Source organism: Aurantimonas marianensis (genome assembly GCF_024195285.1).
Classification (GTDB): Bacteria; Pseudomonadota; Alphaproteobacteria; order Rhizobiales; family Rhizobiaceae; genus Aurantimonas; species Aurantimonas marianensis.
The window spans coordinates 62,913-88,682 of record NZ_JALHBS010000081.1 but is presented as its reverse complement, the minus strand read 5'-3'; the positions used below and the strand labels follow the sequence as shown (position 1 = coordinate 88,682).

The 25,770-nt window shown below is 67.4% G+C and carries 21 protein-coding genes; 14 read left to right on the top strand and 7 right to left on the bottom strand.

The features are described 5' to 3' along the window. Nucleotides 1-26 precede the first annotated feature (26 nt). Entirely contained in the window at nucleotides 27-1,556 is a 1,530-nt protein-coding gene (locus MJ956_RS13335; RefSeq protein WP_253964937.1) for a tripartite tricarboxylate transporter permease, read from the top strand. A gap of 42 nt (nucleotides 1,557-1,598) precedes the next feature. Here MJ956_RS13335 and MJ956_RS13330 read toward each other — a convergent pair whose 3' ends face one another. From MJ956_RS13330 to MJ956_RS13320, 3 genes are read right to left on the bottom strand one after another with little or no spacing between them, the layout of a single operon-like run. Further along, nucleotides 1,599-2,453, bottom strand: a complete 855-nt coding sequence (locus MJ956_RS13330; RefSeq protein WP_253964936.1) for an HTD2 family dehydratase — start codon at nucleotides 2,451-2,453, stop codon at nucleotides 1,599-1,601. A 33-nt stretch (nucleotides 2,454-2,486) separates the two neighbouring features. Next, nucleotides 2,487-4,013, bottom strand: a complete 1,527-nt coding sequence (locus MJ956_RS13325; RefSeq protein ID WP_253964935.1) for a fumarate hydratase — start codon at nucleotides 4,011-4,013, stop codon at nucleotides 2,487-2,489. After that, a complete protein-coding gene (locus MJ956_RS13320) occupies nucleotides 4,010-5,386 on the bottom strand; it encodes an MmgE/PrpD family protein (RefSeq protein WP_253964934.1) in 1,377 nt (458 codons plus the stop codon). The genes MJ956_RS13325 and MJ956_RS13320 overlap by 4 nt, the downstream gene beginning before the upstream one ends. A 265-nt stretch (nucleotides 5,387-5,651) precedes the next feature. Here MJ956_RS13320 and MJ956_RS13315 point away from each other — a divergent pair, with 265 nt between their 5' ends. Then, entirely contained in the window at nucleotides 5,652-6,800 is a 1,149-nt protein-coding gene (locus tag MJ956_RS13315) for a CaiB/BaiF CoA transferase family protein (RefSeq protein WP_253964933.1), read from the top strand. A 54-nt stretch (nucleotides 6,801-6,854) separates the two neighbouring features. Here MJ956_RS13315 and MJ956_RS13310 read toward each other — a convergent pair whose 3' ends face one another. Continuing rightward, nucleotides 6,855-7,412 carry a cytochrome P460 family protein gene (locus MJ956_RS13310; RefSeq protein WP_253964932.1) on the bottom strand — a complete coding sequence of 186 codons (558 nt, stop codon included), beginning with the start codon at nucleotides 7,410-7,412 and terminating at the stop codon, nucleotides 6,855-6,857. 299 nt (nucleotides 7,413-7,711) lie between these two features. On the opposite strand from MJ956_RS13310, the gene MJ956_RS13305 reads away from it, so the two are divergent. The 6 genes from MJ956_RS13305 (at nucleotide 7,712) to modC (ending at nucleotide 12,548) form a co-directional block, all read left to right on the top strand. After that, the gene (locus MJ956_RS13305; protein WP_253964931.1) at nucleotides 7,712-8,239 is read left to right on the top strand and encodes a redoxin domain-containing protein; all 528 of its coding nucleotides are present in this window, start codon (nucleotides 7,712-7,714) and stop codon (nucleotides 8,237-8,239) included. Between the two features lie 102 nt (nucleotides 8,240-8,341). Next, nucleotides 8,342-8,839 (top strand): cupin domain-containing protein, encoded by a 498-nt coding sequence (locus MJ956_RS13300; protein ID WP_253964930.1) that lies wholly within the window; start codon nucleotides 8,342-8,344, stop codon nucleotides 8,837-8,839. A gap of 110 nt (nucleotides 8,840-8,949) precedes the next feature. Beyond that, complete coding sequence (locus MJ956_RS13295; protein WP_253964929.1) at nucleotides 8,950-9,912, top strand: ribokinase; 963 nt, start codon at nucleotides 8,950-8,952, stop codon at nucleotides 9,910-9,912. A gap of 38 nt (nucleotides 9,913-9,950) precedes the next feature. Next, a complete protein-coding gene (gene modA / locus MJ956_RS13290; protein WP_423724873.1) occupies nucleotides 9,951-10,745 on the top strand; it encodes a molybdate ABC transporter substrate-binding protein in 795 nt (264 codons plus the stop codon). A gap of 4 nt (nucleotides 10,746-10,749) precedes the next feature. Next, a complete protein-coding gene (modB, locus tag MJ956_RS13285; protein ID WP_253964927.1) occupies nucleotides 10,750-11,421 on the top strand; it encodes a molybdate ABC transporter permease subunit in 672 nt (223 codons plus the stop codon). Further along, a complete protein-coding gene (gene modC / locus MJ956_RS13280; RefSeq protein WP_253964926.1) occupies nucleotides 11,418-12,548 on the top strand; it encodes a molybdenum ABC transporter ATP-binding protein in 1,131 nt (376 codons plus the stop codon). Before modB ends, modC begins: the two co-directional genes overlap by 4 nt. Nucleotides 12,549-12,557: 9 nt before the next feature. Here the strand turns inward: modC and MJ956_RS13275 are convergent, their stop codons facing one another. From MJ956_RS13275 to MJ956_RS13265, 3 genes are read right to left on the bottom strand one after another with little or no spacing between them, the layout of a single operon-like run. After that, entirely contained in the window at nucleotides 12,558-14,264 is a 1,707-nt protein-coding gene (locus MJ956_RS13275; RefSeq protein ID WP_253964925.1) for a CRTAC1 family protein, read from the bottom strand. Then, nucleotides 14,261-15,673, bottom strand: a complete 1,413-nt coding sequence (locus MJ956_RS13270; RefSeq protein WP_253964924.1) for a di-heme oxidoredictase family protein — start codon at nucleotides 15,671-15,673, stop codon at nucleotides 14,261-14,263. The genes MJ956_RS13275 and MJ956_RS13270 overlap by 4 nt, the downstream gene beginning before the upstream one ends. Next, the gene (locus MJ956_RS13265) at nucleotides 15,673-16,893 is read right to left on the bottom strand and encodes an ROK family protein (RefSeq protein WP_253964923.1); all 1,221 of its coding nucleotides are present in this window, start codon (nucleotides 16,891-16,893) and stop codon (nucleotides 15,673-15,675) included. The genes MJ956_RS13270 and MJ956_RS13265 overlap by 1 nt, the downstream gene beginning before the upstream one ends. A gap of 187 nt (nucleotides 16,894-17,080) precedes the next feature. Here MJ956_RS13265 and xylF point away from each other — a divergent pair, with 187 nt between their 5' ends. From xylF to MJ956_RS13235, 6 genes are all read left to right on the top strand, one after another. Further along, nucleotides 17,081-18,124 (top strand): D-xylose ABC transporter substrate-binding protein, encoded by a 1,044-nt coding sequence (gene xylF / locus MJ956_RS13260; RefSeq protein WP_253964922.1) that lies wholly within the window; start codon nucleotides 17,081-17,083, stop codon nucleotides 18,122-18,124. 256 nt (nucleotides 18,125-18,380) lie between these two features. Next, a complete protein-coding gene (locus MJ956_RS13255; protein ID WP_253964921.1) occupies nucleotides 18,381-19,694 on the top strand; it encodes a sugar ABC transporter permease in 1,314 nt (437 codons plus the stop codon). An 8-nt stretch (nucleotides 19,695-19,702) separates the two neighbouring features. Continuing rightward, on the top strand, nucleotides 19,703-20,527 hold the full coding sequence (locus MJ956_RS13250) for an ATP-binding cassette domain-containing protein (protein WP_423724874.1): 825 nt from the start codon (nucleotides 19,703-19,705) through the stop codon (nucleotides 20,525-20,527). A 140-nt stretch (nucleotides 20,528-20,667) separates the two neighbouring features. Beyond that, a complete protein-coding gene (locus MJ956_RS13245; RefSeq protein ID WP_253964919.1) occupies nucleotides 20,668-22,062 on the top strand; it encodes a M20/M25/M40 family metallo-hydrolase in 1,395 nt (464 codons plus the stop codon). 287 nt (nucleotides 22,063-22,349) lie between these two features. Further along, nucleotides 22,350-23,213, top strand: a complete 864-nt coding sequence (locus tag MJ956_RS13240; protein WP_253964918.1) for a MipA/OmpV family protein — start codon at nucleotides 22,350-22,352, stop codon at nucleotides 23,211-23,213. 250 nt (nucleotides 23,214-23,463) lie between these two features. After that, nucleotides 23,464-25,725, top strand: a complete 2,262-nt coding sequence (locus MJ956_RS13235; protein ID WP_253964917.1) for a transglycosylase domain-containing protein — start codon at nucleotides 23,464-23,466, stop codon at nucleotides 25,723-25,725. The last annotated feature ends 45 nt before the right edge of the window (nucleotides 25,726-25,770 follow it).

Here is a 25,770-nt window from a genome sequence, read left to right as displayed (position 1 = left end):
GAACCGTCCGGCGCTCAGGAGACGACGTGGAAATTCTTGGTTTTCTCGCCGACGGTTTCGCTACCGCCCTGACGCCGACCAATATCGGCCTGGCCCTGTTCGGTTGCTTCATCGGCACGATCATCGGCGCCCTGCCGGGCCTCGGCCCGGTCAACGGCGTGGCCATCCTGATCCCGCTGGCGTTCTCGCTGCAACTGCCGGCCGGCTCGGCGCTGATCCTGCTGGCCTGCGTCTACTACGGCTGCATGTATGGCGGCCGCATCTCCTCGATCATGCTCAACATCCCCGGCGACGAACCGGCGATGATGACCTGCCTCGACGGTTATCCGATGGCCCAGCAGGGCAAGGCGCCCGAGGCGCTGGCGATCTCCGGCATCGCCTCCTTCGTCGGGGCGGTGACCGCGACGATCGGCCTCGTCTTGTTCGCGCCGTTGCTGGTCCAATTCGCCATTCGCTTCGGTCCGGCCGAGTACTTCGCGCTCTATGTCATGGCCTTCGCGACCATCGGCGGCATCACCGGCGCCAATCCCGCCAAGACGCTGCTCGCGGCCGGGATCGGGCTGGCGCTGGCAACGGTCGGAATCGATCCGCAAAGCGGCGTCCCGCGCTACACATTCGGCAGCTTCCATCTCTATGACGGCTTTCACGCGATCATCGCCATCGTCGGCCTGTTCGCCATATCCGAGGCGCTGATCCTGCTGGAACATGGCGCCGGCGGCCATTCCGGGGCGATTCCGGTCAAGCGGGCCTTCGCGCGCTGGGCCGATATCCGCAAGGGCCTCGGCGCGATGATCCGCGGGTCCGGACTCGGCTTCGTCTCGGGCGTTCTGCCAGGCGCCGGCGCCTCGCTCGGCTCGTTCATCGCCTATACGCTGGAAAAGCGCTATTCGAACGGCAACGACACCTTCGGCAAGGGCGATCCGCGCGGGGTCGCCGCGCCGGAGGCCGGCAACAACGCCGCCGCCGGCGGAGCGCTGGTGCCGATGCTGGCGCTCGGCGTGCCGGGCTCGGGCACCACCGCAGTGCTTTTGGCGCTGCTGATCTCGCTGAACATCACGCCGGGCCCGCTCTTGTTCCAGAACCAGCCGGACATCGTCTGGGGCCTGATCGCCGCCCTGTTCATGGCGAACGTCTTCCTGTTGATCCTCAATCTGCCGTTGGTCGGCCTGTTCACCCGGATGCTGGCGATCCCGATGTGGGCGCTGATGCCCTTCGTCGTGATGATCTCCTTCGTCGGCATCTATTCGATCAGCCATTCGACCTTCGACCTGCACGTCATGGTCGGCTTCGGCGTGCTCGGTTTTGTCCTGCGCAAGCTCGAGATCTCGGTGGTTCCGGTCGTGCTCGGGCTGTTGCTCGGCGGCGAGATGGAAAGCATGCTGCGGCGAGCGCTGTCGATCTCCGGCGGCGATCCGGCCATCCTCGTCGGCAGTGGCATTTCGATCGGGCTCTATACGGTAACCGGCTTCTTCCTCTGCGCGGCCGTCTATTTCGCTTTCCGCAAGCGGCGCCGGCCGAAGCCGGCGCTGGAGACCGAGCAAACCATCGCGGACTGACAGGCCGGCCCGCGCTGATCCGCTCGGCCTACGCCTTGCCGATCAGACCGAAGCCGTCGCCTGCATCCGCGCCACGCCATCGGCGCCGCTCGACCAGAGTTCGCAGCCGTCGCCGTCCCGTCGCGCGTGCAGCCCCATCGTCTTGCCGTCGAACAGGGGTTTGACGCCGCGATAGGCAAACACCGCCGGCGTCCTGCCGAGCGTCTCCGCCGCCAGATGCGCCAGCAGCGTCGCCTGCAGCGGCCCATGCACCACGAGACCGGGATAGTGCTCTTCATCGAGGCAATAGGACCGGTCGTAATGGATGCGATGGCCGTTGAAGGTCAGGGCCGAATAACGGAACAGGGCAAGCGGGGTCGGCTCGAAGGCACGGCTGACGTCGCCTTTCGGCGTTTCGGCCGCCTCGGGCCGCCCTACGGGCGCGGTGCCGCCGGTCGCGGCGGCGCGATAGACGATGTCCTGGCGCTCCTCGATGGCGACGACGGACTTCGCCAGGATGTCGTGGCGGACGGTCACGAAGCACAAAGGCCCTGAGCGGCCCTGCTTCAGCTGCACGTCTTCGATGCGCGACCGGCGCGTCACCCGGTCGCCGACGACGAGCGGCGCGAGGAAACGCAGCTCGCCGCCCGCCCACATGCGTCGGGGCAGCGGCACCGGCGGCAGGAAACCGCCGCGCGTTGGATGGCCGTCCGGCCCTGTGGCGGAGTTCGGCACCACTGGCGGCGCGAGGCACCAGTGCAGGCAGAGGGGGGCCGGATCACCCTCGGACACGTTTCCCGGGTCGCGGTCGAGCGTCGCCAGGAACGAGCGGACAAGGCGCGCGTCGATCTGGTCGCGGGCTTCCTCCGTGCGGCCGATCCAGCTTTTCAAATGGTCGATATCGATCGTCTCAGTCATCGGCTTCTCACTCAATTGCAATGTGGCGATACCCTAGAGCGCCTGGCCGGAAACCCGGATTTCCGGCCGCTTCCAGCGCGCCGGCCCGGTGGTGTGGATGGACGTGCCGCCGGCATCGACGGCGACCGTCACCGGCATGTCCTCGACCACGAATTCGCGGATCGCCTCCATGCCGAGATCGTCGAAGGCCAGGATGCGCGAGGAACGGATCGCCTTGGAGACGAGATAGGCCGCGCCGCCGACGGCGATGAGATAGGCCGCGCCGTGCCGTCTAATGCTGTCGGTCGCGGCCGCACCGCGCTCGGCCTTGCCGATCATCACCAGGAGGCCGGTCGCCTCCAGCAATTGGTCCGTATACGGGTCCATGCGCGTCGACGTGGTCGGGCCGGCCGGTCCCACCGCTTCGTCGCGTACCGCATCGACGGGGCCAACGTAGTAGATCGCGCGGCCATTGAGATCGACGGGGAGTTCCTCGCCGCGATCGAGCATCGCGATCATCCGCTTGTGGGCGGCGTCGCGGCCGGTCAGGAGCCGGCCCGACAGGAGCAGCGTCTCGCCGGCCTGCCAGCCGGCGACCTCCTCGCGCGTCAGCGTATCGCGGTCGACGCGGCGCACGGCCGCATCTCCCCCGCCGAGGGCGATGTCGGGCCACCGATCGATCGCCGGCGGCGTGAATTCCGCTGGTCCCGTCCCGTCGAGCGTGAAACTCAGATGCCGGTCGGCGGCGCATTGCGGCACCAGTCCGACCGGCTTCGACGCCGCATGGACGGGATAGGTCGCGATCTTGACGTCGAGCACCGTGGTCAGGCCGCCGAGGCCCTGCGCGCCGATGCCGAGCGCGTTGACCTTCTCGTAGAGTTCGATGCGCAGTTCCTCGAGCTTCGAGGCTGGTCCGCGCGCGATCAGCGCCGTCATGTCGATCGGCGCCATCAGCGATTGCTTGGCCAGAAGCATCGCCTTTTCCGCGGTGCCGCCGACGCCGATGCCCAGAATGCCCGGCGGACACCAGCCGGCGCCGAGTCCCTCGACCGTCTTCAGCACCCAGTCGACGACCGAGTCGCCCGGGTTGAGCGCGGCGAAGCGCGCCTTGTTTTCCGAGCCGCCGCCCTTGGCCGCCACCGTGACCGCGATCCTGCTGCCGGTCACGAGCTCCACATGGGTGACGGCGGGCGCGTTGGTGCCGGTGTTCTTCCGTTCGAAGATCGGGTCGTCGAGGATCGACGGGCGCAGGGGATTGGCCGGGTCGGTGTAGGCGATGGCCACCGCCTCGTCGACGAGCTCGGCGAGCGGGCGCGTGGTGGCCAGGCGTGCCTCCATGCCGAATTTGACGAAGACGTTGACCGTGCCGGTGTCCTGGCACATTGGCCGCCCGCCGAGCGCGGCCATGCGCGAATTGACCAGGATCTGCGCCATGGCGTTCTTCGCCGAGGCGCTTTCCTCGCGCTGATACGCCTCGGCGAGATGGGCGATGAAATCCGGCGGGTGGTAGACCGCGATGTATTGCAGCGCGTCCGCGACCGAGCGGATGAAGTCGTCTTCGGTGATGGAAGAAGCGCTCACGCCGCCGCCTCGCTGGAATGCGGCATCGCGCCGAAGGCTGGAAGCCGATCGAGGCCTTCGATGCTGTCGGCCAGACGCCGCGCCTCGTCGCCGAGAACCGGTTCGGCCAGCGCCATGAACTTGGCGCGAATGGCGGCCGCGTCCGGGAAGGTCGCCGGTTCGCCGGACGGATCGGGGATGCGACGTTCCATCGTGCCAGCGCCGGTCTCGACGCTCAACGTCGCGCCGAAGGGATGCGCCAGCCCTTCCAGGCTCTCGTCGCGCACGACGTCGATCCGGTCCGACAGCGCGTCGAGCGCCGGTTCGCCGATCCGCCGATAGTCGTCCCAGCCGAACGACCCCTGATCGAGGGCGACGCTGGCGACGAAGGGCATCGAGAACTGCCCGTCGACGATGGTGCGCACCCGGCGCTTTTCCGGCAGAGGGTCGCCGGTGAGGGTGATGCCGTTGCGGTGCAGCCCGACCGTCACGGAGCGGACGTCCTCTGCGGTGAGCCGCTCCTCGCCTCGCAGCGCGAGCAGCCCGTCGAGGGCGGCGTGGGTGTAGCGGCAGGAAGGGTAGGGCTTCATGCCGATCTTCATGGTCTCCCAGACCGAGCCGAGATCGGCCACCGCCTTGGCCGGATCAGCCGCGTCGGTATAGCCGACGAGCAGACCGTGCCGGCCCTCGACCGGGGCGGACGCGGCCTTGAAGCCGTTTTTGGCCAATGTCGCGGCGAAGACGCCGTTCATCGCCGCCGCGCCGACCTGCCAGCGCTTGTTCCAGGCGCCGTTGACGAGGAATTGCAGCGAACCGGCCGCCTGGCTGCCGGAGACGCCGAAGGCGCTGGCGACACCCTCCGCGCCGAGGCCGAAGAGCCGCGCCGCCGCCGCCGCCGCGCCGAAGGTGCCGGCGGTAGCGGTCGGGTGGAAGCCGCGCGCATAATGACTGGTCGGATCGAGCGCGTTGCCGAGCCGGCAGCAGCCCTCGTAGCCGGCGACGATCGCGGTGACGATCTCGGCGCCGCTCGCGCCGACCATCTCGCCGACCGCCAGCGCCGCGGGCACGACCGGGGCGGAGGGATGCAGCGAGGAATCGGCATGGGTGTCGTCGAAATCGAGGGAATGGCCAAGCATGCCGTTGACCAGCGCCGCCACCGGCGGCGCCAACCGGCGTCCGGTGCCGATGACGCTGGCGGCGCCCGGCCCGCCGAGGCCGAGTTCGTCCAGCGTCGCATAGAGGCTCGGGGTGGATTCCGATTCGGCATGGGCCCGCACGATGCTGCCGGTCAGATCGAGCGCCAGATGGCGGGCGCGCAGGGCGACCTCGGGCGGAATCGCGTCGAAGGACAGCCTGGCGACGTATGTCGCGAGGATCCTGGTTTCGTCGCTCATGCTCGTGCCCTCCCAAGCATCGTCACGTGGCCCGCTCGTCCCGTTCCGGCGCGACAATCGTAAGCTTGTCGGTTTATTGGCATTGTCGCGCGGGTCAAGCGCCGAGGCCGAATCGACCCGGCGCCGTGCTCGTCGTGGTCCCCCAGTTGAGGGCAGCCATTGCCGCCGGCTCTGGCCGATCTCCTCGTGGTCCATTAAAACGCGGCGCGACGGTCGGTCGAGAGCGATCGCTCTTGGCTGGAAAGCAGTGAAACGGAGTCCAGGAATGAACGATGATCTCGCCGGCGTTCTCGTCGTTTCCGTCGAGCAGGCCGTTGCCGCGCCCTATGTCTCGGGGCGGCTCGCCGATGCCGGCGCGCGGGTCCTGAAGATCGAACGCCCGGAGGGCGACTTCGCCCGCGGCTATGACAGCTTCGTGCATGGCGAGAGCGCCTATTTCGTCTGGCTCAATCGCGGTAAGGAGTCGGTCCGGCTCGATCTCAAAAATGCCGAGGATCGCGAGCGCCTTGCCGGGCTGATCGGCAAGGCCGATATCTTCATCCAGAATCTCGCCCCCGGCGTCATTTCGCGGCTCGGCTTCGACCCCGACGAACTGCGGGCGCGCTATCCCCGGCTGATCACCTGCTCGATTTCCGGCTATGGCGACGACGGCCCGCTCGCGCATCTGAAAGCCTACGACCTGCTGATGCAGGCCGAGACGGGCCTGTCGTCGGTCACCGGCAACGAACACGGCCCGGCGCGGGTCGGCGTTTCGGTCTGCGACATCGCCGCCGGCATGACCGCGCTGTCGAGCATCATGCAGGCGCTCTACGCCCGCGAGCGGACCGGGCACGGGCGGCACATCTCGCTGTCGCTATTCCACGCCCTCTCCGACTGGATGAACGTTCCGTATCTGCAATATGTCTATGGCGGCCTGACGCCGCCGCGCAACGGCCTCAGCCACCCGACCATCGCCCCTTATGGCGTCTATGAGTGCTCCGACGGCCGCGCGATCCTGTTCTCGATCCAGAACGAGCGCGAATGGGTCAATCTGTGCGCCAAGGCGCTGGAGCAGCCGGAGCTTGCCACCGACGAACGGTTCTCATCGAACAACCGGCGGGTCGCCAACCGACCGGCGCTGGAGGCGATCATCCAGGAAATCTTCGCGCGCCATGATCGCGACGAAATGGCCGCGCGCCTGGAGGCGGCGCAGATCGCCTATGGCCGGCTGTCCGACATGGAGGACCTGAAGAACCACGCCCAGAACCGGACAGTGACGGTCGATACGCCGACAGGTCCGGTCACCATGCTGGCGCCGGGATTCCTCATCGACAACGCGCTTCCCGAATTCGGCAAGGTGCCGGCTCTGGGCGAGGACACCGAACGGGTCCTCGCCGAATTCGGCCTGGCCGAACCTGCGTCCGCAAAGGGCTGACGGGCCAAGCCGAAGCGCGAAACGCTGACGTGCTCGCACTCCCGGATCAGCTGCTTACCAGCCGGTGCGGTCGGTGGTGAACAGGAAATCCTCGCCAGGCGCGGCCGAATGGCAGGCGATGCAGCCGGCCTCGGCGTTGCCCTTGGCGACCCGGCCGGCGAGCTCGATGCCACCAGGATTCTTGTCCAGCGAACCGTCCGGCAGATATTTCGCGTAGAACCAGTCCTTGTTCTCCGCGTCGTAACCGGACTCGCGTTTGAACATGACCGTGACCGAACCCAGATGCTCGCCCGGATCGGACAGCACCTGGTCGGCGGTGACGCCCTCGGGCCCGTAATTGCGCTTGACGACCAGCGTTCCGGCCTGCCCGTCGATCTCCGCGTTTTGGTAGAAGGTCTCGAGCATCATGCCGTGCGGGTCGGTGCCGGCATAGGGAAAGGCGTGAATGGCGCCGTCGCCGGCGAGGTTCAGTTCTTCCATCGCCGCCCAGACCTTCTGGGCGTAGGCAGTGTCCTCTTCCTGACCGAAGGGCGGGGTCTGCGCCTGGGCTACAGCCATGGTCAGCGCCGAGGCGACGACGAGGCTTCCAACCAGCTTTAAACGAGATGTCATGATTTCCTCCACCTTCTTCCGACTCCGAGGTTGATCCCCGAAAGATCGTACGAGCGGTGCCAGCCCGGTTCACCTCACCGACGTCTTCGGCGCGGCAAGAAACCTGCACGCTCGATGGTCCTTCGCGGCAAGGCCCGGTTTTGTAACGTCGAGGTGGAAAAGATAATTCGCCGCGCCATCAAGTCCTTTTTGGCCGCTCACGATGTCGGGAGTGATCGGCGTCAGGCGCAACCCGATCGCATGGCCCGCGTTCCTGCAGCGAACGATCCGATGAACATGCGAAAGCGAAAGCACACATCATGCGACACACGACACCGGTCCCCGGCGACAAGGCCCCAAACCTCACGGTCGATGTTCTCGGCGGCGCAGCCCTGGAACTTGCGGGGACCACGCCGGAAAAGATGTCGCTGGTGTTCTTCTATCGTGGCGTCCACTGCCCGATCTGCAAGACGCAGCTGGAAGAACTGAACGACAAGCGCGCCGGATTCGAGGCAATGGGCATCTCCGTCCATGCCGTGTCGATGGATTCCCGCGAGCGGGCCGAGCGCCAAAGGCAGGAATGGAAGATCGACGATCTGCCGATCGGCTACGGTCTGAGCGAGGAGAGCGCCCGCGAATGGGGGCTGTTCATTTCCGGCCAGGAGAAGGATTCCGAGCCGGCACGTTTCGCCGAGCCCGGTATCGCGATGATCTACCCGGATGGCACGATCTATGCGCTGCATTTCCAGAGCGTTCCCTTCGCCCGCCCGACGCTGGACGGCTTGAAGAAGGGCCTGAGCTTCATCCTCGAAAACGACTATCCGATCCGCGGCAAGGTCGCCGCCTGAGCGGCGGCTTGCAGCGAATACGACCTCCGGGCGAGGCTTTTGCCCCGGGGGTTTTCCGGATAGCGTCCCGTTCGGCCGAGCAACCACGCCGACGAGGGCAGCATGAGCGACAGTTCCCCATCCCCGAGCCCCTCCCGCTGGAAGCATGACGGGGTCCGCGTCATCAAGGGCGATCAGCTCGATTCCAACACCGCGCAGACGCCCGGCATGTTTCGCCAGGCGGCGATCAATCATGCCCGCGTCGGGGCGCAGAAGATCTGGGCCGGCACGGTCACCATCGAGCCCGACGCCAAGACCGGCGTCCATCATCACGGCGAACTCGAAAGCGTGATCTTCGTGTTGCGCGGCAAGGCCCGCATGCGTTGGGGCGAGCGGCTGGAATTCGTGGCCGAGGCCGAAGCCGGCGACTTCATCTTCGTGCCGCCCTATGTGCCGCATCAGGAGATCAACGCCGATCCGCAAAATCCGCTCGAATGCGTGCTCGTGCGCTCCGACAACGAGGCGGTCGTCGTCAACATCACCGACCTCGAGCCGGTCGAGCGACCGGAGGAGGTCTACTGGGTCGATCCGATCCATCGTCATCCCGGCGGCGGGGCCTGAGCCCGGCATGACGCGGCGGGTTTTCCTATACCGCCCGACCCGTCGGGTCATGCGCGGCGCGTTTGCCACTCGCGGCCTTTCCCAGAACAATGCGAGCGAAGGAGCAGGCCATGGCCGATCAAGCTGACCGGGGTTTAAAAGCCGCGGCCGTCCTTGTTTTCGGCTCGCTGAACGTCGATCTGGTCTGCCGGGTCGCGGTGATCGCGCGTCCGGGCGAGACTGTGCTTGCCCCGGATTACGAACAATTGTTCGGCGGCAAGGGTGCCAACCAGGCGGTTGCCGCCGCGCGTGTTCTCGGCGGAGCTGACCGCGTCGCGATGGTCGGCGCGGTCGGAGACGACGAATTGGGCAAAGCGGTTGCCGACAATCTGGTTAATGAGGGCATCGACATCACCGGTCTGCAGACGGCGCCGGCCCGGACCGGCTGCGCCTTCATCAGCATCGACAGCGGTGGCGAGAACGCCATCACGGTGGCGAGCGGCGCCAACGCGCGCCTCGACGCCGCAGCGCTGCCGGATGGCCTGCTCGGCCCGTCCAGCGTGCTCGTGCTGCAGATGGAAACGCCGCTCGCCGCCAGCCTCGCTGCGGCGGAGCGGGCCCGCGCCAAGGGCGGGCGCGTGGTGGTCAATCTGGCCCCGGTGCCCGCCCAACTCGATGCAGACGATCTGTCGGGGCTGCTGGCGCCGGCCGATTACCTCGTCGTCAACGAGAGCGAGCTTGCCGCCGCCGCCGCGCTGTCCGCAATCGGCGGGGAGGAGCCCGGCGCGCTGGCGACGGCTCTCGCCGCCTGCTTCGGTCTCGTCGTCATCGCCACGCTGGGAGCCAAGGGCGCGCTGGTGGCCGGCGGCGACGGGGTTCATGCGATTCCGGCGCTGGCGGTGGAGCCGGTCGACACCACCGGCGCCGGCGACACCTTCGTCGGCGTCTTCGCGGCCTGCCTTTCCGAAAATTGCGCCACCGCAGAAGCGGCCGAACGGGCCGTCGTCGCCGCATCGCTCGCCTGTCGCCGGGTCGGGGCGCAATCGGCGATGCCGACGGCGGCCGAAATCGAACGGGCGCTTGCCGACCGCTGAGGGCGCGGGCGCTCTGGCGGGCCGCGGTTCGGGCGTTTATGGTCCGCCTGACCTCATGCCCAAGCAAAGGATGTCGCTTGCGTCGCTGGATCCGCTCTTTGGCCGTCGCCGGCCTTCTCGTTGCGCTGTGCGCGCCGTCCTTCGCCGATGCCGCGACCGTGCGGGTCGCGGTGGCGGCGAATTTCACCGAGGCCGCCAAGGCGATCGCCGCCGCTTTCGCGGCGAAGACCGGCGACACGGCCGAACTCAGTTTCGGTTCCACCGGTACGCTCTACACACAGATCTCCCAGAACGCCCCCTTCGAGGTGTTTCTGGCCGCCGACGACGCACGGCCGAAAAAGGCGGTGGCGGAGAAGCTCGCCGTCGAGGGCACCGTCTTCACCTATGCCATTGGCAAGATCGTGCTCTACAGCGCCGATCCGGACCGGATCACCGGCGCGGAGACGCTGAAAGCCGGCGATTTCGACAGGATCGCCATAGCCAATCCGATGACCGCACCCTATGGCGCCGCCGCCATTGCGGCGATGAAGGCGCTCGGCGTCTACGACGCGCTGGAGCCCAAGCTCGTCCAGGGTACCAATATCGCGCAGACGTTCCAGTTCGTGGCGACCGGCAATGCCGAACTCGGCTTCGTCGCCTTGGCGCAGGTCGCCGGCAACGAGAGCGGCTCGCTCTGGGAGTTGCCGACCGATCTTCATCCGCCGATCCGGCAGGATGCCGTATTGCTCGAAACCGGCCGGGACAGCCAGACGGCCAAGGCATTTCTTACTTTCCTGAAGGGGCCGGAGGCCGCCGCGATCATCCGCCGCTTCGGCTACGATACGGGCGATTGACGCCGTGTTCGAAGGCGGCGAAATCCTGAGCGCGGTCGTCCTGACACTTCAGCTCGCGACCGCGACGACGCTGATCCTGTTGCTGATCGGCACGCCGCTCGCCTGGTGGCTGGCGCGATCCCGGGCGCGGTGGAAGGAGATCGTCGGCACGCTCGTCGCGCTGCCGCTGGTGCTGCCGCCGACCGTCCTAGGCTTCTATCTTCTCATCGCGCTCGGGCCGGACGGTCTCGGCGGGCTTCTCGGCGTGAGAACGCTAGCCTTCAGCTTCGAGGGGCTGGTGATCGGCTCGGTGGTCTATTCGATGCCCTTCGTCGTGCAGCCGATCCGCAACGCCTTCGAGGCGATCGGGGAGCGCCCGCTGGAGGTCGCGGCGACGCTGCGCGCCGCGCCGCTCGACCGGTTCCTGACGGTGGCGCTGCCGCTGGCACGGCCGGGTTTCCTCACCGGCGCGGTGCTCGGCTTCGCCCACACCGTCGGCGAGTTCGGTGTCGTCCTGATGATCGGCGGCAGCATTCCCGGCGAGACCAAGGTGCTGTCGGTCGCGATCTATGATTACGTCGAGACCCTGCGCTGGACCGAGGCGCATATCCTCGCCGGCGGCATGCTGGTGTTTTCCTTCCTCGTCATCCTGACCATGACGCTGATCGGCCGGCGGATGGGGCAGCCGCAGCCGTGACGACCCATGATGGCTCCCAAGCGGACACGGCCCGCATCGACATCGCGCTTGCGGGCCGGCTCGGGGCTTTCGCGCTCGACGTCGCCTTCGATCTGCCCGCCTCCGGCGTCACCGCCCTGTTCGGCCCGTCCGGCTCGGGCAAGACCTCGGTGCTCCGGGCCATTGCCGGCCTCACACGGCTCAAGGGCCGGGTCGTGGTCGGCTCAGAGACCTGGCAGAATGCACGGACCTTTCGCCCGCCGCACCGGCGCGAGATCGGCTACGTCTTCCAGGAGGCGAGCCTGTTCGCCCATCTGACGGTCGCCAAAAACCTCGTCTATGGCGCGCGGCGCAGCGTCGGCGGCCTCGATGAAGGGCGGTTCGCCGAGATTGTCGGCCTGCTCGGCCTCTCTCCGCTGCTCGACCGCTCACCGACGACGCTGTCCGGCGGCGAACGCCAGCGCGTCGCCCTCGGCCGCGCGATCCTGTCGCGGCCGCGCCTGTTGTTGATGGACGAGCCGCTTGCGGCCCTCGACCGCATGGCGAAGGATGAGATCCTGCCGTATTTCGAGGCGCTGCACGATCGGCTGCGAATCCCAATCCTCTATATCAGCCACGATATGTCCGAGGTCGAGCGCCTCGCTGACCGGATCGTCGTGCTCGACAATGGCCGGGTGCGCGCCAGCGGTCCGCTTAACATGGCGCTGACCGACGCCGGTCTCGGCTTCGTGCGTGATCCGCACGCGGCTTCGGTGCTGCCGGCGCGCGTGGTGGCGTTTGACGCGGCGGACGCGCTCGCCGAACTCGATCTCGGCGGCCAGCGGGTGTTCGTCGATGGCTGCGGGCCGGACGACATCGGCGGGCTGCGGCGTCTGCGCATCGAGGCCAGCGACGTCAGCCTGTCGCGGGAGGTGCCGACTCTTTCGACCATCCTCAACACGCTCGCCGTGCGGATCGTCGCTGTGGAGCCGACCGCCGCGGCCGCCAGCCTGGCCTTCGTGCTCGTCCTCGACGGAGCGCCGGAGATGAGTTTCGTCGCCAAGGTGACGCGGCGCTCGGCGGTGCGGCTGGGCCTTGCCGTCGGCGACCAGCTCTTTGCCCAGATCAAGTCGGTGTCGCTGGCCACCGCGCCGCCGCTCGGCAAATAGGGGGTTTCCTCAGCGGATGTCGGCGGCCCTTGCGGGGCGCGTGACCGGACGGTCGGCGTCGGGATACCAATAGCGGGCGTCCGCCGCGCCGCGATCAATCAGCACGAAATTGTTGGCGAAGACCCGGTAGGGATGGCTCCATTCGCCGTCCGGCCATTGCACCCGCACTTCGGCGCGCTCGGCGGTGCCGAGGCCGACATGGACGAAGCCAGCCGAGCCTGACGCATGGCCGCCGCCCACCTGAACCGTGCGGTTGATGGTCTTCGTGCCGACGCGGACCGCGAGCTTGGCGCCGAGCGCTGCCCGGTTCTGGTCCTTCTGGCCGAGCGCGATCTGAAGGAAATTGCCCAGCGGCCGTTGGCCGAAATCCGCTTTCGCCCCGAGATTGCGGAACAGGCTCGCCGAAGCGCCGCGATTGACGACCAGGAGGTCCAGCGCGCCGTCGAGGTTGAAATCGCTGATCAGCGCCCCGCGTCCCTTGGTCGGCAAGGCGAGGCCGGCCTCGCCGCCGCGCTCGGTGAAGCGGCCGTCGAAGCCGCCCATCAGGAGATTGTCCGGGTCATAGGCGGCGAAATCAGGCATCGCCTCGACATTGCCCTTGGCGATGAAGAGATCGAGCGCGGTGTCGTTGTTGAAATCGGCAAAGCCCGCGTGCCAGCCGGTCGACGGTTTGCCCGCGTCGTCCTTGTAGGGCCGGTGGACGGTCGCGCCGCGCTGATAGGCCTCGTCGCGATAGGTCGGGGCGTCCTCGAATTCGCGATCGAGGAATTGCAGCTTGGTGTCGCCCATCGAGGTCAGGGCGTATTCGGGCGTGCCGTCGCCGTCGATGTCGCCCTCGGCGATGCCCATGCCCCAGATGGTCAAATGTTGCCAGCCGTCGGCCCTGCGATAGGGGCGTGGCGCCCGGCCGGGCTCGACGCGCCACAGCTGCTCCTCGCCGCCGCGATAATACTGCCGGTCGTTGGTGATCCTGAGCGCCGGCTGGCCCGAGCGGTTCCAGTCGGTGAACAGCATCGACAGGGCGCAATAGCCCGGCGTCAGCATCGTCGGCTCCGAATAGTTCGGTGTCTCGCCCTCCTTGGAACGCAGCAGGACATTGTCGGCGCAGGTGCCCCAGGGCGAGCCGGGCGCCGAGCGGTCGACATAGTTGCCGAAGGCGAGCGTCGGAAACCGCCCCCCCGGCTCGACGATCGCCGAGAACGCCGTCGTCCAGGCGCGGCCGCCATCGAACTTCCAGTCGAAATTCGCCTTGTCGAAGCGGCAGTCGGGGCCGCCCTTCAAGAGGATATTGCCGCCGACCCGCAAGAGCACGAGATCCTCGCGGCCATCCTGGTCGATGTCGATCGGATAGGCGCCGGTGACGTTGGCGAGGTCCTTCGGGTCGAGATCCTGGGCGATTGTCTCGAAGGCGAGCGGACCGCCGGCCTTCGACCGGTTGACGTAGAACGCGCTCGCGCCCTTACCGCCGGCGAGAAAAATGTCCGGGAAGCGATCGCCATTGCAGTCGAAGGCCGCGCCGCCGCCGCCGACGAAGAACTCCCACGGCCCGCCATAGACATGGTCGATGCCGGCCGCCTTCGCCTCTTCCTGAAACACCGGCGTATCGCCGGCGAAGGACGGCGTCGGATTTTCCTGGGCACGGGCGGAGACGGCGGCGAGCAGCCCGGCGAGACCGATCGCAAGGCCCCGTCCCCTCTGAGCGAGACGGCGGCTCACGGTTCGATCCTCAGCGTCTTCAGCCAGGCGATCAGCGCCGAGCGCTCGGCCTCGGGCAGGTCGCGATAGGCTTCGGCGCTTTCGCTCGCCTCGCCGCCATGGGCGCGAATCACCTCGTCCAGCGTCGTCATGTCGCCGCGATGCCCGTAGGGGCCGGTATCGGCGATCCCCCACAATTCGGCCGTCATGAACACGTCGCGTTCGACGAAGCGCTGGGCGAGCGTCTCGTTGCCGAGCGCCGCGGTTCTCGTGTCGGCGATGCGGTGACGCTTGAGATCGCCGAGCAGCGGCACGAGAATCTCGCCCTTGTCGTTGCGGGGCAACGTCCTGGCCCAATCGAGCAGCGCGAGATCGTAGACCGCCGGGGTTGCCACATCGCCCTGGCGCAGCGTGCCGGCCATATCCACCGGGCCGGGGTCGGCGAAGGCCAGGCTTTCCAGCGGCAGGGCCGGGCGGTGGCAGGTCTCGCAGCCGAGATCGGCGAAGCGCTGACGCCCGGTGGTGGCGGCCTTTCGCCACGCCGGATCGTCCGGCGCGGTCTCGCGCGGCGGCGGCAGGCTCGCCTGGAAGGCCACCAGCGCCGAAACCTCGCCCGTGCCGATCTCGTCGGCGACGCCGTCGCCGTCGAAATCCGCCGTCCCGGTCCAGCGGGCGCCCCAGCGCTCGTCCGGCTGCATGCCATGATGATGGTTGAGCGCGTTGACGGTGAACTGGCGGAGCGACGTCATCACGCCTTTCTGGGTGAAGGGCCGCACGACCAGATCGGCGTCGACGCCGTCGAGTTCGGCGAGATCGACCGACCCATCGGGAAGCGCCGTGATCCGGCCGAAGGAGACGCCCTTGGAGGCGAGGTCCATGCGCGCCGCCTCGCCTGACGCGCGCGCCTGTCTCAGCGCCCTCGCCCGCGCGGCGACGGCGTCGGCGGTCATCTCGCGCGCAAGCAGCTCGACGAGGCCGGCGCCGAACAGATGGTTGGTGCCGCGTTCGTTGGAAAATTGCGGGTCGAGCGTGTCGAAATCGGCGCTTTCGAAGCCTTCGGAGACAAAGACGTTTGTTACGAATCCACCGGCGCCGCCGGTGACGGGTTCGTTGTGGCAGGAGACGCAGGCATTGGCGTCGGGGCCGGCGAGCCGCTGAAACGCCTGCTCGGCGGGACGGCGGGAGGCGGTCGGGACGATCGCCTGGGTGGCGTTCGGGCGGCCGGCGCCGTCGAGGATGGTGAACCGCGCTTCGAACAGCGCGCGGCCTTTCTGCGCAAGGTCTCGCAGGGCTTCGGCGGAGAGGAGGCCGGACAGGCTCGCCGGATCGATCCGCTGTTTGATCGCGGTTTCGCGCCAGGCGGGCTCTTGCGCCGCGGCGGGGAGCGCCAATGCGGCGATCAGGCCGGTCACGAGGATCGCGCGTCGCATCAGGCGGCCTCCCTCGTTTCGACGTTGCCGGCTCGGGCGAATTCATCGTCGCATGCCGCCAGCCCCTTGGCGGTGGCGGCCCCGAAGATAAGTTCGTCGACATCGTCCGCCAGCGAGAACGGGATGTCGGCGCCGACCCCGTCGATGGCGCTGTCGCGGATGCCGGCGCGGATCACCGGCTCCAGCAGATCCATCGCATGGGCGCCGGAGCCGGTGAAGACGACCGGCAAGGGATCGACCAGCGTGAACATGCGCCCGAGACCGTAACCGATTGCGGTGCCCGCCTCGGCGAAGGCCCGCGTCGCCGCGGGATCACCCGATCGGGCCTGGGCGGCGAGATGGTGCATGTCGGCATCGCTGACCCGGCCCGCCGAGATTTCGTCCGTCCGGCCGTTCGCCCGCCGCCAGATCGCATAGTCGCCGGCATAGGCCTCGATGCAGCCGCGATTGCCGCAGCGACAGAGGGCGCCGCCGGGAATGTGGTTGATATGGCCGAACTCGACCGCCGAGGAGCGCTGACCCCGAAAGGTGGTGCCGCCCAGCCGCAGCCCCATGCCGACACCGACGCCAATGAACAGCGTGGCGAAATCGCGATGGGCGAAATCCGGCTTCCAGCGGAACGCCTCCGGCATCAGCGAACAATCGTTGAAGACGCCGACGGGCACCTTCGTCAGGGCGGTGAGTGGATCGGCGATGTCGAGGTCGCGAGCCTTCAGCGCCGGCGACCAGAGAATGCGCCGGGCATGGCTGTCGGTTTTTCCCTGGACGGCGACCACGAGGTTCTGCGGCATCGTATTGCCTGCCAATCGCGCCGTCGCTTCGCCGAGCAGCATGGCCAGAAACCGCACGATCTCGTCCTGACCGAAATCGGCGAGGTCGCAATCTCGCCGCGCCTCCGTGAGCATGGCGCCGCGATAGTCGCAAACGCGAACGGCCAGCTCGCCGACGGCGATCTTGGCGACCGCGACGCTGGCGGCCGAGCCGTTGAGCGCGAGGCTTCGGCCCGGTCGACCGCGCCGCGCCGCGCGCTCGTCGTCATCGATCTCGACGATCAGGCCGGCGCGCAGCAGCGCCGTCGCGATGGCGGAAGCGGCCGAGACCGACAGGCCGGTGGCCGCGCTCATGGCCTTGCGCGTCGAGACCGGGGTCCGCCGCAGATGGTCGATGACGGCGCGCCGGTTGTGCGCGCGCACGTCCTCCGCATCGGTTTTCGCGAGCATGTTCCTGCCTGTTCTCCCGGCCGCGCCGCCGCTCTTGAAGTCGGATCGCGCGGGTTCCTCCAATGGCACGTTGACACGGATGGGAATTGCTGTCACGATTTTTTACGAGGCTTGGAAAAAGTCTCGACCGGTCGGGAGAACGGTCCGGTCGTCTGATCGTTGGGCGCCAGTGCGCCGGGAGGATTTCATGAAAATTCTGAAGCTCGCGCTTGCCGGCGCGGTGTTCTCGATGGCTGCCGTGGGCGTGGTTTCCGCCCAGGAGGGCAAGACCGTCGGCGTGTCCTGGTCGAACTTCCAGGAAGAGCGTTGGAAGACCGACGAGGCGGCGATCAAGGAAGCGCTGGAAGCCGCCGGTGCCAGCTACATCTCGGCCGACGCCCAGTCGTCGGCGTCGAAGCAACTCACCGACGTGGAGTCGCTGATTTCTCAGGGCGCCGATGCCCTGATCATTCTCGCGCAGGATTCCGATGCCATCGGTCCCGCCGTCGAAAGCGCCGTCAACAACGGCATTCCGGTAGTCGGCTATGACCGTCTGATCGAGAATCAGGACGCCTTCTACATTACCTTCGACAACAAGGAGGTCGGCCGTATCCAGGCCCGCGAGGTGCAGAAGGTGCAGCCGGAAGGCAATTACGCCTTCATCAAGGGTTCCTCGGCCGATCCGAACGCCGACTTCCTATTCTCCGGCCAGATGGAAGTGCTCCAGGAAGCCATCGATTCGGGCAAGATCAAGAATGTCGGCGAGGCCTACACCGACGCCTGGCTGCCGGCCAACGCTCAGCAGAACATGGAACAGATCCTGACCGCCACCAACAACGAGGTCGACGCGGTCGTCGCCTCCAATGACGGCACCGCCGGCGGCGCCATCGCGGCGCTCGAGGCGCAGGGTCTGGCAGGCTCCGTCCCGGTCTCCGGCCAGGACGCCGATCATGCGGCCTTGAACCGCATCGCCCGGGGCACCCAGACCGTCTCGGTCTGGAAGGATTCCCGCGAACTCGGCAAGCGGGCGGCGGAAATCGCGCTTGATCTCGCCAACGGGACGGCGATGAGCGAAGTCGCGGACGTCGAGGCGTTCAGCGGCGGTCCCAAGGGTGTCGAGATGCAGTCGATCTTCCTGAAGCCGGTCGCGATCACCAAGGACAATTTGGACACGATTATCGACGCCGGCTGGGTGTCGAAAGACGTCGTCTGCCAGGGTGTCGAAGCCGGCTCTGTCCCGGCCTGCGGCTAACACGACCTGTGGCCGCTGCCCGCGAGGGCGGCGGCCGACGATCGTAAAGACGCGTGGCGACGCCGCCGAAGGCTTTCTATCCGGCGTCATTCGTTGCACAGTTCGGCGGAGCCAAGCGCTCGCCGCGCCCCATACGGGCCAGTGAGAAAGCGCCGCTCTCGATCACGATGAAATCGGATCGATTCCAGCAAGTTCGCGCGGAATGCGGGCGGAAAACCGGCGACCCATTTCCTCATTCCGCGCTCGGGAGGCGGCCATGAGTCAAGCGGCATCGGGAACGACAGCCGGAGCGGCGGCGACGCCGGGCGGCGGTGGCCTCAAGGGCTTCATCCGCGCCACCGAGGTCGACACGCGCATGCTCGGCATGGTCGGCGCGCTGCTGGTCATCTGGCTGGTCTTCCACGTCCTGTCCGGCGGCATCTTCCTGACGCCCCGAAATCTCTGGAATCTGACGGTGCAGACCTCGTCGATCGCGGTGATGGCGACCGGCATGGTGCTGGTCATCGTCACCCGCAACATCGACCTGTCGGTCGGCTCCATCCTGGGCTTCACCGGCATGGCGATGGCGGCGCTGCAGGCGCAGATCCTGCCCGGTCTCCTCGGTTTCGACAATCCGTTCGTCTGGATCATCACGCTTCTCGGCGGCGTCCTCGTCGGCGTCGCGATCGGCGGCCTGCAAGGCTATGTCATCGCCTATCTCGGCGTGCCGGCCTTCATCGTCACCCTCGGCGGCCTGCTGGTCTGGCGCGGCGGCGCCTGGTGGCTGACCTCCGGCCGAACGGTCGCGCCGCTCGACGATACCTTCCGGCTGATGGGCGGCGGCGCCACCGGCTCGCTCGGCGAGACATGGACCTGGGTGCTGGCGCTCGTCGCCTGCGTCGCGGTCGCCCTCTCGCTCGTCGTCGCGCGGCGCCGACGCCTCAGTTTCGGCTTCCCGCTCCGGCCGATCTGGGCGGAGGCGACGATCGGCGCGATTGCCTTCATAGCGATCATCGGCGCCGCCGCCATCGTCAATGCCTATAAATGGCCGTCGGCGATCGCCCGGCGTTACGCCACAGCCAACGGCATCGAGATCCCCGAGGGCGGCCTGCAGATCGGCTACGGCGTCGCCGTGCCGGTGCTGCTCGCCATCGTCGTCGGCATCGTCATGACCTTCGTCGCCCGCCGCACCCGCTTCGGCCGCTACGTCTTCGCCATCGGCGGCAATCCGGAGGCGGCGGAACTCGCCGGCATCAACACCCGCTGGGTACTGATGAAAGTGTTCATGCTGATGGGCGCGCTCGCGGCTCTCGGCGCGGCGATCTCCACCGCTCGCCTCAACGCCGCCACCAACGCCCTCGGCACGCTCGACGAACTCTATGTCATCGCCGCCGCGGTGATCGGCGGCACCTCGCTCGCCGGCGGCGCCGGCACGATCATCGGCGCGATGCTCGGCGCCCTCGTCATGCAGTCGCTGCAATCGGGCATGGTGCTTCTGGGTGTCGATTCGCCGCTGCAGTCGATCGTCGTCGGCATCGTCCTCGTCATCGCCGTCTGGATCGACACCACCTACCGCAGGAGGGCCGCATGAGCACGACGATGGAGGCCATCACCGATCACGGCCCCGGCCACCCCGGCGCCGTCGACCGCAGCGGGCCGGCGCTGATCGACATGCGCGACATTTCGATCGCCTTCGGCGGCATTCACGCGGTCGAAGGCGCCTCGGTCGACTTGTATCCCGGCGAGGTCGTGGCGCTGCTCGGCCACAACGGCGCCGGCAAGTCGACCCTGATCAAGATCCTCTCCGGCGCCTACAAGCGCGATGCCGGGACGATCCACGTGCGCGGCGAGGAGGCGGCGATCTCCAACCCGCGCGACGCCAAGGCCTACGGCATCGAGACGATCTACCAGACGCTGGCGCTCGCCGACAATGTCGACGCCGCCGCCAACCTCTTCCTCGGCCGCGAGATCCTGACGGCTTGGGGCACGCTCGACGACGCCGCGATGGAGTCCGAGGCCCGCAAGGTGATGGGCCGGCTGAACCCGAACTTCCGCCGCTTCAAGGAACCGGTGAAGGCGCTCTCCGGCGGCCAGCGCCAGTCGGTCGCGATCGCCAGGGCGATCCTCTTCAACGCCAAGATCCTGATCATGGACGAGCCGACCGCCGCGCTCGGGCCGCAGGAGACCGCGCAGGTCGGCGAACTGATCAAGGAGTTGAAGAAGGACGGCATCGGCATCTTCCTGATCAGCCACGACATCCACGATGTCTTCGATCTCGCCGACCGGGTGATCGTCATGAAGAACGGCCAGATCGTCGGCGGCGCCAGGACCGGCGACGTCACCAAGGACGAGGTGCTCGGCATGATCATCCTTGGCAAGTGCCCGCCGGGCGCGACGCCCGGCCCCGGCGCGATGGTGGAGTAACGCAGGGCACCGTCCGTCTGGGGCCTTGATCCCGACCGTCCCGCTCCCTTAACGATAGCCCCCTGATGTCCGCGTTCGATGGCCGCCGCGACCCGTGAGGGCAGCTGCCATTCGGCGCTTTCTCCAATGAGGGGACCCCCATGGCCAATCTCGACAGCGTGCTCGCCTGCCTCGACCTCAATCTCGACCGGGCGCTCGGCCGGCTCACCGAGCTTCTGAAAATCCCGTCGATCTCCACCGATCCGGCCTATGCGGCCGATTGCCGGCGCGCGGCGGAGTATCTGGCCGGCGATTTGGACGCGATCGGCTTCGATGCCTCGGTGCGCGACACGGACGGCCATCCGATGGTGGTTGCCCATCACGACGGGCCTTCCGGCGCGCCGCACGTGTTGTTCTACGGCCATTACGACGTGCAGCCGGTCGACCCGCTGGAATTGTGGGAGAGCCCGCCCTTCGAGCCGACGATCCGGGAGATGCCGGACGGCACGAAGCGGATCGTGGCGCGCGGTTCGGCCGACGACAAGGGCCAGCTGATGACCTTCATCGAGGCCTGCCGGGCCTACAAGGCCGAGACCGGTGGATTGCCCTGCAAGGTGACGATCTTCCTTGAGGGCGAGGAGGAATCCGGCTCGCCCTCGCTCAATCCGTTCCTCGACGCCAACCGGGCGGAGCTGTTGGCCGACGTCGCGCTCGTCTGCGATACCAACATGTGGGACCGGCACACGCCGGCGATCTCGACCGGCCTGCGCGGCCTCGTCGGCGAGGAGGTGACGATCAAGGCGGCCAGCCGCGATCTGCATTCGGGCTATTTCGGTGGCGCCGCCCAGAACCCGATCCGCGTGCTGGCAAAAATTCTAGCCGACATCCACGATGACGACGGCCGGGTGACGATCCCAGGCTTCTATGACGGCGTCGACGAATTGCCGGATGACGTTCGCGCGATCTGGGACAGCCTGAATTTTTCGGAAACCGACTTCCTCGGCCAGGTCGGCCTGTCGGTGCCGGCCGGCGAAAAGGGGCGGTCGGTGCTGGAGCAGGTCTGGGCGCGGCCGACCGCCGAATTCAACGGCATTTCCGGGGGCTATACCGGCGAGGGCTTCAAGACCGTGATCGCGGCGGAGGCCTTCGCGAAAGTCTCGTTCCGTCTGGTCTTCCGCCAGGATCCGGCCAGGATCCGCGCCGCCTTCCGCGAGTTCGTCACCTCCCGTCTGCCGGCCGACTGCGCGGCGGAATTTGCGCCGCATGGCGGCTCGCCGGCGATCCAGTTGCCGTTCGATTCGCCCTGGCTCGAAAAGGCGCGGGGGGCCTTGTCCGAGGAATGGCCGAATCCGGCGGTGATGATTTCCATGGGCGGCTCGATCCCGGTGGTCGGCGAGTTCAAGGACCGGCTCGGCATGGAGTCGCTGCTGATCGGCTTCGGCTGCGGCGACGACCGCATCCATTCGCCGAACGAGAAGTACGAAATGACCTCCTTCCACAAGGGCCAGCGCTCCTGGGCGCGGGTGCTTGCGGCGCTTGGCGGGGCGGCGGGTTAACGAGTCGTTAACGGATCGCGCGTAATTTTAGTGATCACGGGGATACCGCACTCGCGGAGCGCATGCGCTTCGAATGACGAGCGGGGGACCAGCGAAGGGCGCGGCGCCGAGGGGGTGCCGCGCCCTTTTCCGTCGCGGCGGGTCACGGCGAACCGCCGCTGTGGTCGCCAGGCAACGGCGGCGGCGGAAACAGCGCCGGACCGCGCGAAACCGGCCCAAAATCATTGCCGATCGACGGATATCCGGTATGAACGAGGGGCATAACGTGCCCGGCGTCAAGCGGCGTAATGAGGCGCGAATGGCTGGAGTATCAGGACATGATCGTGCGTACCGGCGCCCTGGCGCTCGCCCTTGTTTTCGGCTCGAGCCTCGCCGCCACGGCCGCCGACCACGTCGCCGGCCCCTACGATCCGAATCCGGCGCCGCTGGCACCCGCGGCCTCTGACTATGGCGACGCGGATTTCGTCTTCGAGCTCGGCATTTCCGGCTTCGTCTCGCCGGACTATGAGGGTTCGGACGAGTATCAGATCACGCCGGTGCCGATCGTCAGCATCGAATATCTGAGCATTCCCGGTATCGGCGCCTTCGGCGGCAGGGACGGCCGCGGTTTCTCGATCGGTCCGTCGTTCGGATACACCGGCGAGCGCGAAGCCTCCGATTTTCCGGAACTCGCCGGACTGACCGATGTCGACGCAACCTACGAGCTGGGTCTCAAGGCCAGCTACGAATGGGAGAACGCCGAAATCTACGGTGCGGCGCGTTATGCCTTCGGCGGCGCTGAGGGCCTCGTCGGCGACATCGGCGCCAATGTGATCGCGCGGCCGACCGAGCGCCTCATCCTCAAGGCCGGTCCGACCGCGAGTTTCGCCTCCAGCGATTATACGGATGCCTATTTCGGCGTCACCCCCTCGGAGGCCTTCGCCTCCGGCGGCCGCTTCACGACCTACGCGCCCAAAGGCGGCTTCAAGAGCGTCGGCGTCGCGGCCTCGGCTCGCTACGAGATCTTCACCGACTGGTTCGTCAACGCCGACGCCTCCTATGAGCGGCTGGTCGGCGACGCCAAGGATTCGCCGATCGTCAAGGCCGGCGACGAGAATCAGTATACGTTCGGTCTCGGCATCTCCCGGCGCTTCTCGCTGGATCTGTTCTAGAGCGCGTGCGTCTTCCGGACGCATAGTGCTCCAAGACTCCGATGAAGCATCGGAATTATCCAAAAGGGGGTCCATCTTGGGGTCCGATGCTCGGGCCGTGGACGCCGGCGCTCGCGTCCGAGACCCACTTCGATTGCTTAACGCCCCGTTAAATCGCCGCAATTAGACTGCATTGCCGAGAGCAAGGGGATGATTGAGGGTGGGCCGTCGCCGCGGCGGCATGCTCTTCGCCGAAAGGGCTTTGGGCTGAATGGCACGACGGCACGAGCGCATTGAACCGACCTTCGACGGGCCGGACGGCGACGACGACTTCCATGTCAGCGCCGACGACCGGGCCGTTCCGACGGCCTCCAACGACGCCCGCCGCAAGCTTCGCAACAAGGCCGCACCCGGCAAAACCCGCTCGGCCAAGCCGGCTTCGACCGCGCGGCGGTCGAAAGGCGGCGGTTCAGGCGGATCGCGGGGCGGACGCCGCCGACGGGGCTTTTTTGGCCACATCTTCCGGCTGTTCCTGATGCTCGGTCTCGTCGGCGGCCTGGCGGTCGCCGCGGTGGTCGGCTATTTCGCCGTCAAGCTGCCGCAGGAAGCCTGGGCGATCCCGGACCGGCCGCCGAACGTCAAGATCGTCTCGGTCGCCGGCGACCTGATGGCCAATCGCGGCCTGACCGGCGGCAAGGCAGTCTCGCTCGATGAAGTCAGTCCGTATATTCCGCAGGCGGTGATCGCCATCGAGGACCGGCGCTTTTACCAGCATTGGGGCATCGACCCGGTCGGCATCGTCCGTGCCTTCAACGAGAACATGGCGGCGGGCGAGACAGTGCAGGGCGGCTCGACGCTGACCCAGCAGCTCGCCAAGAACATCTTCCTGAATCCGGAACAGACCATCCAGCGCAAGATCCAGGAGGCGATCCTGGCGCTGTGGCTGGAGACCAAATTCACCAAGGACCAGATCCTCGAAATGTATCTCAACCGGGTCTATTTCGGCTCGGGCGCGACCGGCGTCGAGGCAGCCGCGCGGCGCTATTTCAACAGGTCCGCCGCCGAGGTCGATCTGGGCGAGGCGGCGCTGCTGGCGGGGCTTCTTAAGGCGCCTTCGCGTCTGTCGCCCGCCCGCGATCCGGCCGCCGCCAAGGCGCGCGCAGAAGTGGTGCTGACCGCCATGCGCGACTCAGGGTTCATCGGCGAAGCCGAATACGCCGACGCCAAGGCGCAGAAGCCGACCACCGCCAAGAGCTACTGGACCGGCGCCGAGCACTATGCCGCCGATCTCGTCATGCGCGACATCCGTGACCTCATCGGCGATGTGAAGGAGGACGTGATCGCCGAGACGACGATCGATCTCGGGCTTGAGAAGATCGCCGAAAAGGTCATCCGTCAGACGGTCGACGGCGCCAAGCAGAACGTCTCCCAGGGCGCGCTCGTCGCCATCGACGGCACTGGCGCGATCCGCGCCATGGTCGGCGGCCGCGATTACGCGCAGAGCCAGTTCAACCGCGCCGTCGACGCCAAACGGCAGCCGGGCTCGTCGTTCAAGCCGTTCGTCTACGAAACGGCGCTCGAAAACGGCTGGCGCCCGGAGACGGTGATCGACGATGCGCCGGTGAAGATCGGAAACTGGACGCCGCAGAACTACGACAACCGGTATCGCGGCCCGGTCACCGTCGCCGACGCACTCAGGCAGTCGCTGAACACCGTCGCGGCGCGGCTCGTGGACAATGTCGGCGCTCCGGCGGTGATCGAAACCGCCCAGCGCATGGGCATCAAATCGCCGATGGTCGATAATGCCTCGATCGCGCTCGGCACCGCGGAAGTCTCGCTACTGGAGTTGACGGGCGCCTTTGCCCCCTTCGCCAATGGCGGCTATCGGGCGACACCGCACCTGGTCAACCGCATCACCACGGAAAGCGGCAAGGTGCTGTGGGAGCGCGGCGCCGAAGTGCCACCGATCATCGTCTCCGAGGACGTCGTCGGCATGATGAACGCCATGCTCGCCCGCGTCGTCACCGGCGGCACCGGCCGCAAGGCCGCGATCGAGGGATGGCAGGTGGCCGGCAAGACCGGTACGACCCAGGATTACAAGGACGCCTGGTTTCTCGGTTATACGGCCAATCTGACCGCCGGCGTCTGGCTCGGCAACGACAATGGCGCCAAGATGCAGAAGGTCACCGGAGGCTCGTTGCCGGCGCAGGCCTGGCACGATTTCATGACGGCCGCCCATGAGGGCCTGCCCGCCATGCCCTTGCCGGGCGACTACCGGATCGGCGAGCAGGAAGCGCCGCTGACGGCGGACGGCGGCTATGGAGACGATCGCTATTACGATTCCGAGATGCCGCGCGGCGAGGATCAGTACTACAATCAGGCCGGCAACGCGCCGGTGCCGCCCGCCGCCGTCGGCGGCCAGGGCGTCGTCATCCACGACGGCCCGCCTCCGCCGGGCGTGACGGTGGAGGGACGTGTGGGGTCCGGGCGGGCGAGCGACCAGTCGTTGTTCCGGCGCTTGTTCGGCGGTTGACAGCCCGGCCATCGAACGGTCGCGGACGTTTTTCCTCCCCGCCTG

What these genes read in the sequence shown, in the direction of transcription:
- MJ956_RS13330 (WP_253964936.1), bottom strand. Translation starts at nt 2,453, where the DNA reads ATGACTGAGACGATCGATATCGACCATTTGAAAAGCTGGATCGGCCGC.
- MJ956_RS13320 (WP_253964934.1), bottom strand. Translation starts at nt 5,386, where the DNA reads ATGAGCGACGAAACCAGGATCCTCGCGACATACGTCGCCAGGCTGTCC.
- MJ956_RS13315 (WP_253964933.1), top strand. Translation starts at nt 5,652, where the DNA reads ATGAACGATGATCTCGCCGGCGTTCTCGTCGTTTCCGTCGAGCAGGCC.
- MJ956_RS13310 (WP_253964932.1), bottom strand. Translation starts at nt 7,412, where the DNA reads ATGACATCTCGTTTAAAGCTGGTTGGAAGCCTCGTCGTCGCCTCGGCG.
- MJ956_RS13305 (WP_253964931.1), top strand. Translation starts at nt 7,712, where the DNA reads ATGCGACACACGACACCGGTCCCCGGCGACAAGGCCCCAAACCTCACG.
- MJ956_RS13300 (WP_253964930.1), top strand. Translation starts at nt 8,342, where the DNA reads ATGAGCGACAGTTCCCCATCCCCGAGCCCCTCCCGCTGGAAGCATGAC.
- MJ956_RS13295 (WP_253964929.1), top strand. Translation starts at nt 8,950, where the DNA reads ATGGCCGATCAAGCTGACCGGGGTTTAAAAGCCGCGGCCGTCCTTGTT.
- modA (WP_423724873.1), top strand. Translation starts at nt 9,951, where the DNA reads ATGGTCCGCCTGACCTCATGCCCAAGCAAAGGATGTCGCTTGCGTCGC.
- MJ956_RS13270 (WP_253964924.1), bottom strand. Translation starts at nt 15,673, where the DNA reads ATGCGACGCGCGATCCTCGTGACCGGCCTGATCGCCGCATTGGCGCTC.
- MJ956_RS13265 (WP_253964923.1), bottom strand. Translation starts at nt 16,893, where the DNA reads ATGCTCGCGAAAACCGATGCGGAGGACGTGCGCGCGCACAACCGGCGC.
- xylF (WP_253964922.1), top strand. Translation starts at nt 17,081, where the DNA reads ATGAAAATTCTGAAGCTCGCGCTTGCCGGCGCGGTGTTCTCGATGGCT.
- MJ956_RS13255 (WP_253964921.1), top strand. Translation starts at nt 18,381, where the DNA reads ATGAGTCAAGCGGCATCGGGAACGACAGCCGGAGCGGCGGCGACGCCG.
- MJ956_RS13250 (WP_423724874.1), top strand. Translation starts at nt 19,703, where the DNA reads ATGGAGGCCATCACCGATCACGGCCCCGGCCACCCCGGCGCCGTCGAC.
- MJ956_RS13245 (WP_253964919.1), top strand. Translation starts at nt 20,668, where the DNA reads ATGGCCAATCTCGACAGCGTGCTCGCCTGCCTCGACCTCAATCTCGAC.
- MJ956_RS13240 (WP_253964918.1), top strand. Translation starts at nt 22,350, where the DNA reads ATGAGGCGCGAATGGCTGGAGTATCAGGACATGATCGTGCGTACCGGC.
- MJ956_RS13235 (WP_253964917.1), top strand. Translation starts at nt 23,464, where the DNA reads ATGGCACGACGGCACGAGCGCATTGAACCGACCTTCGACGGGCCGGAC.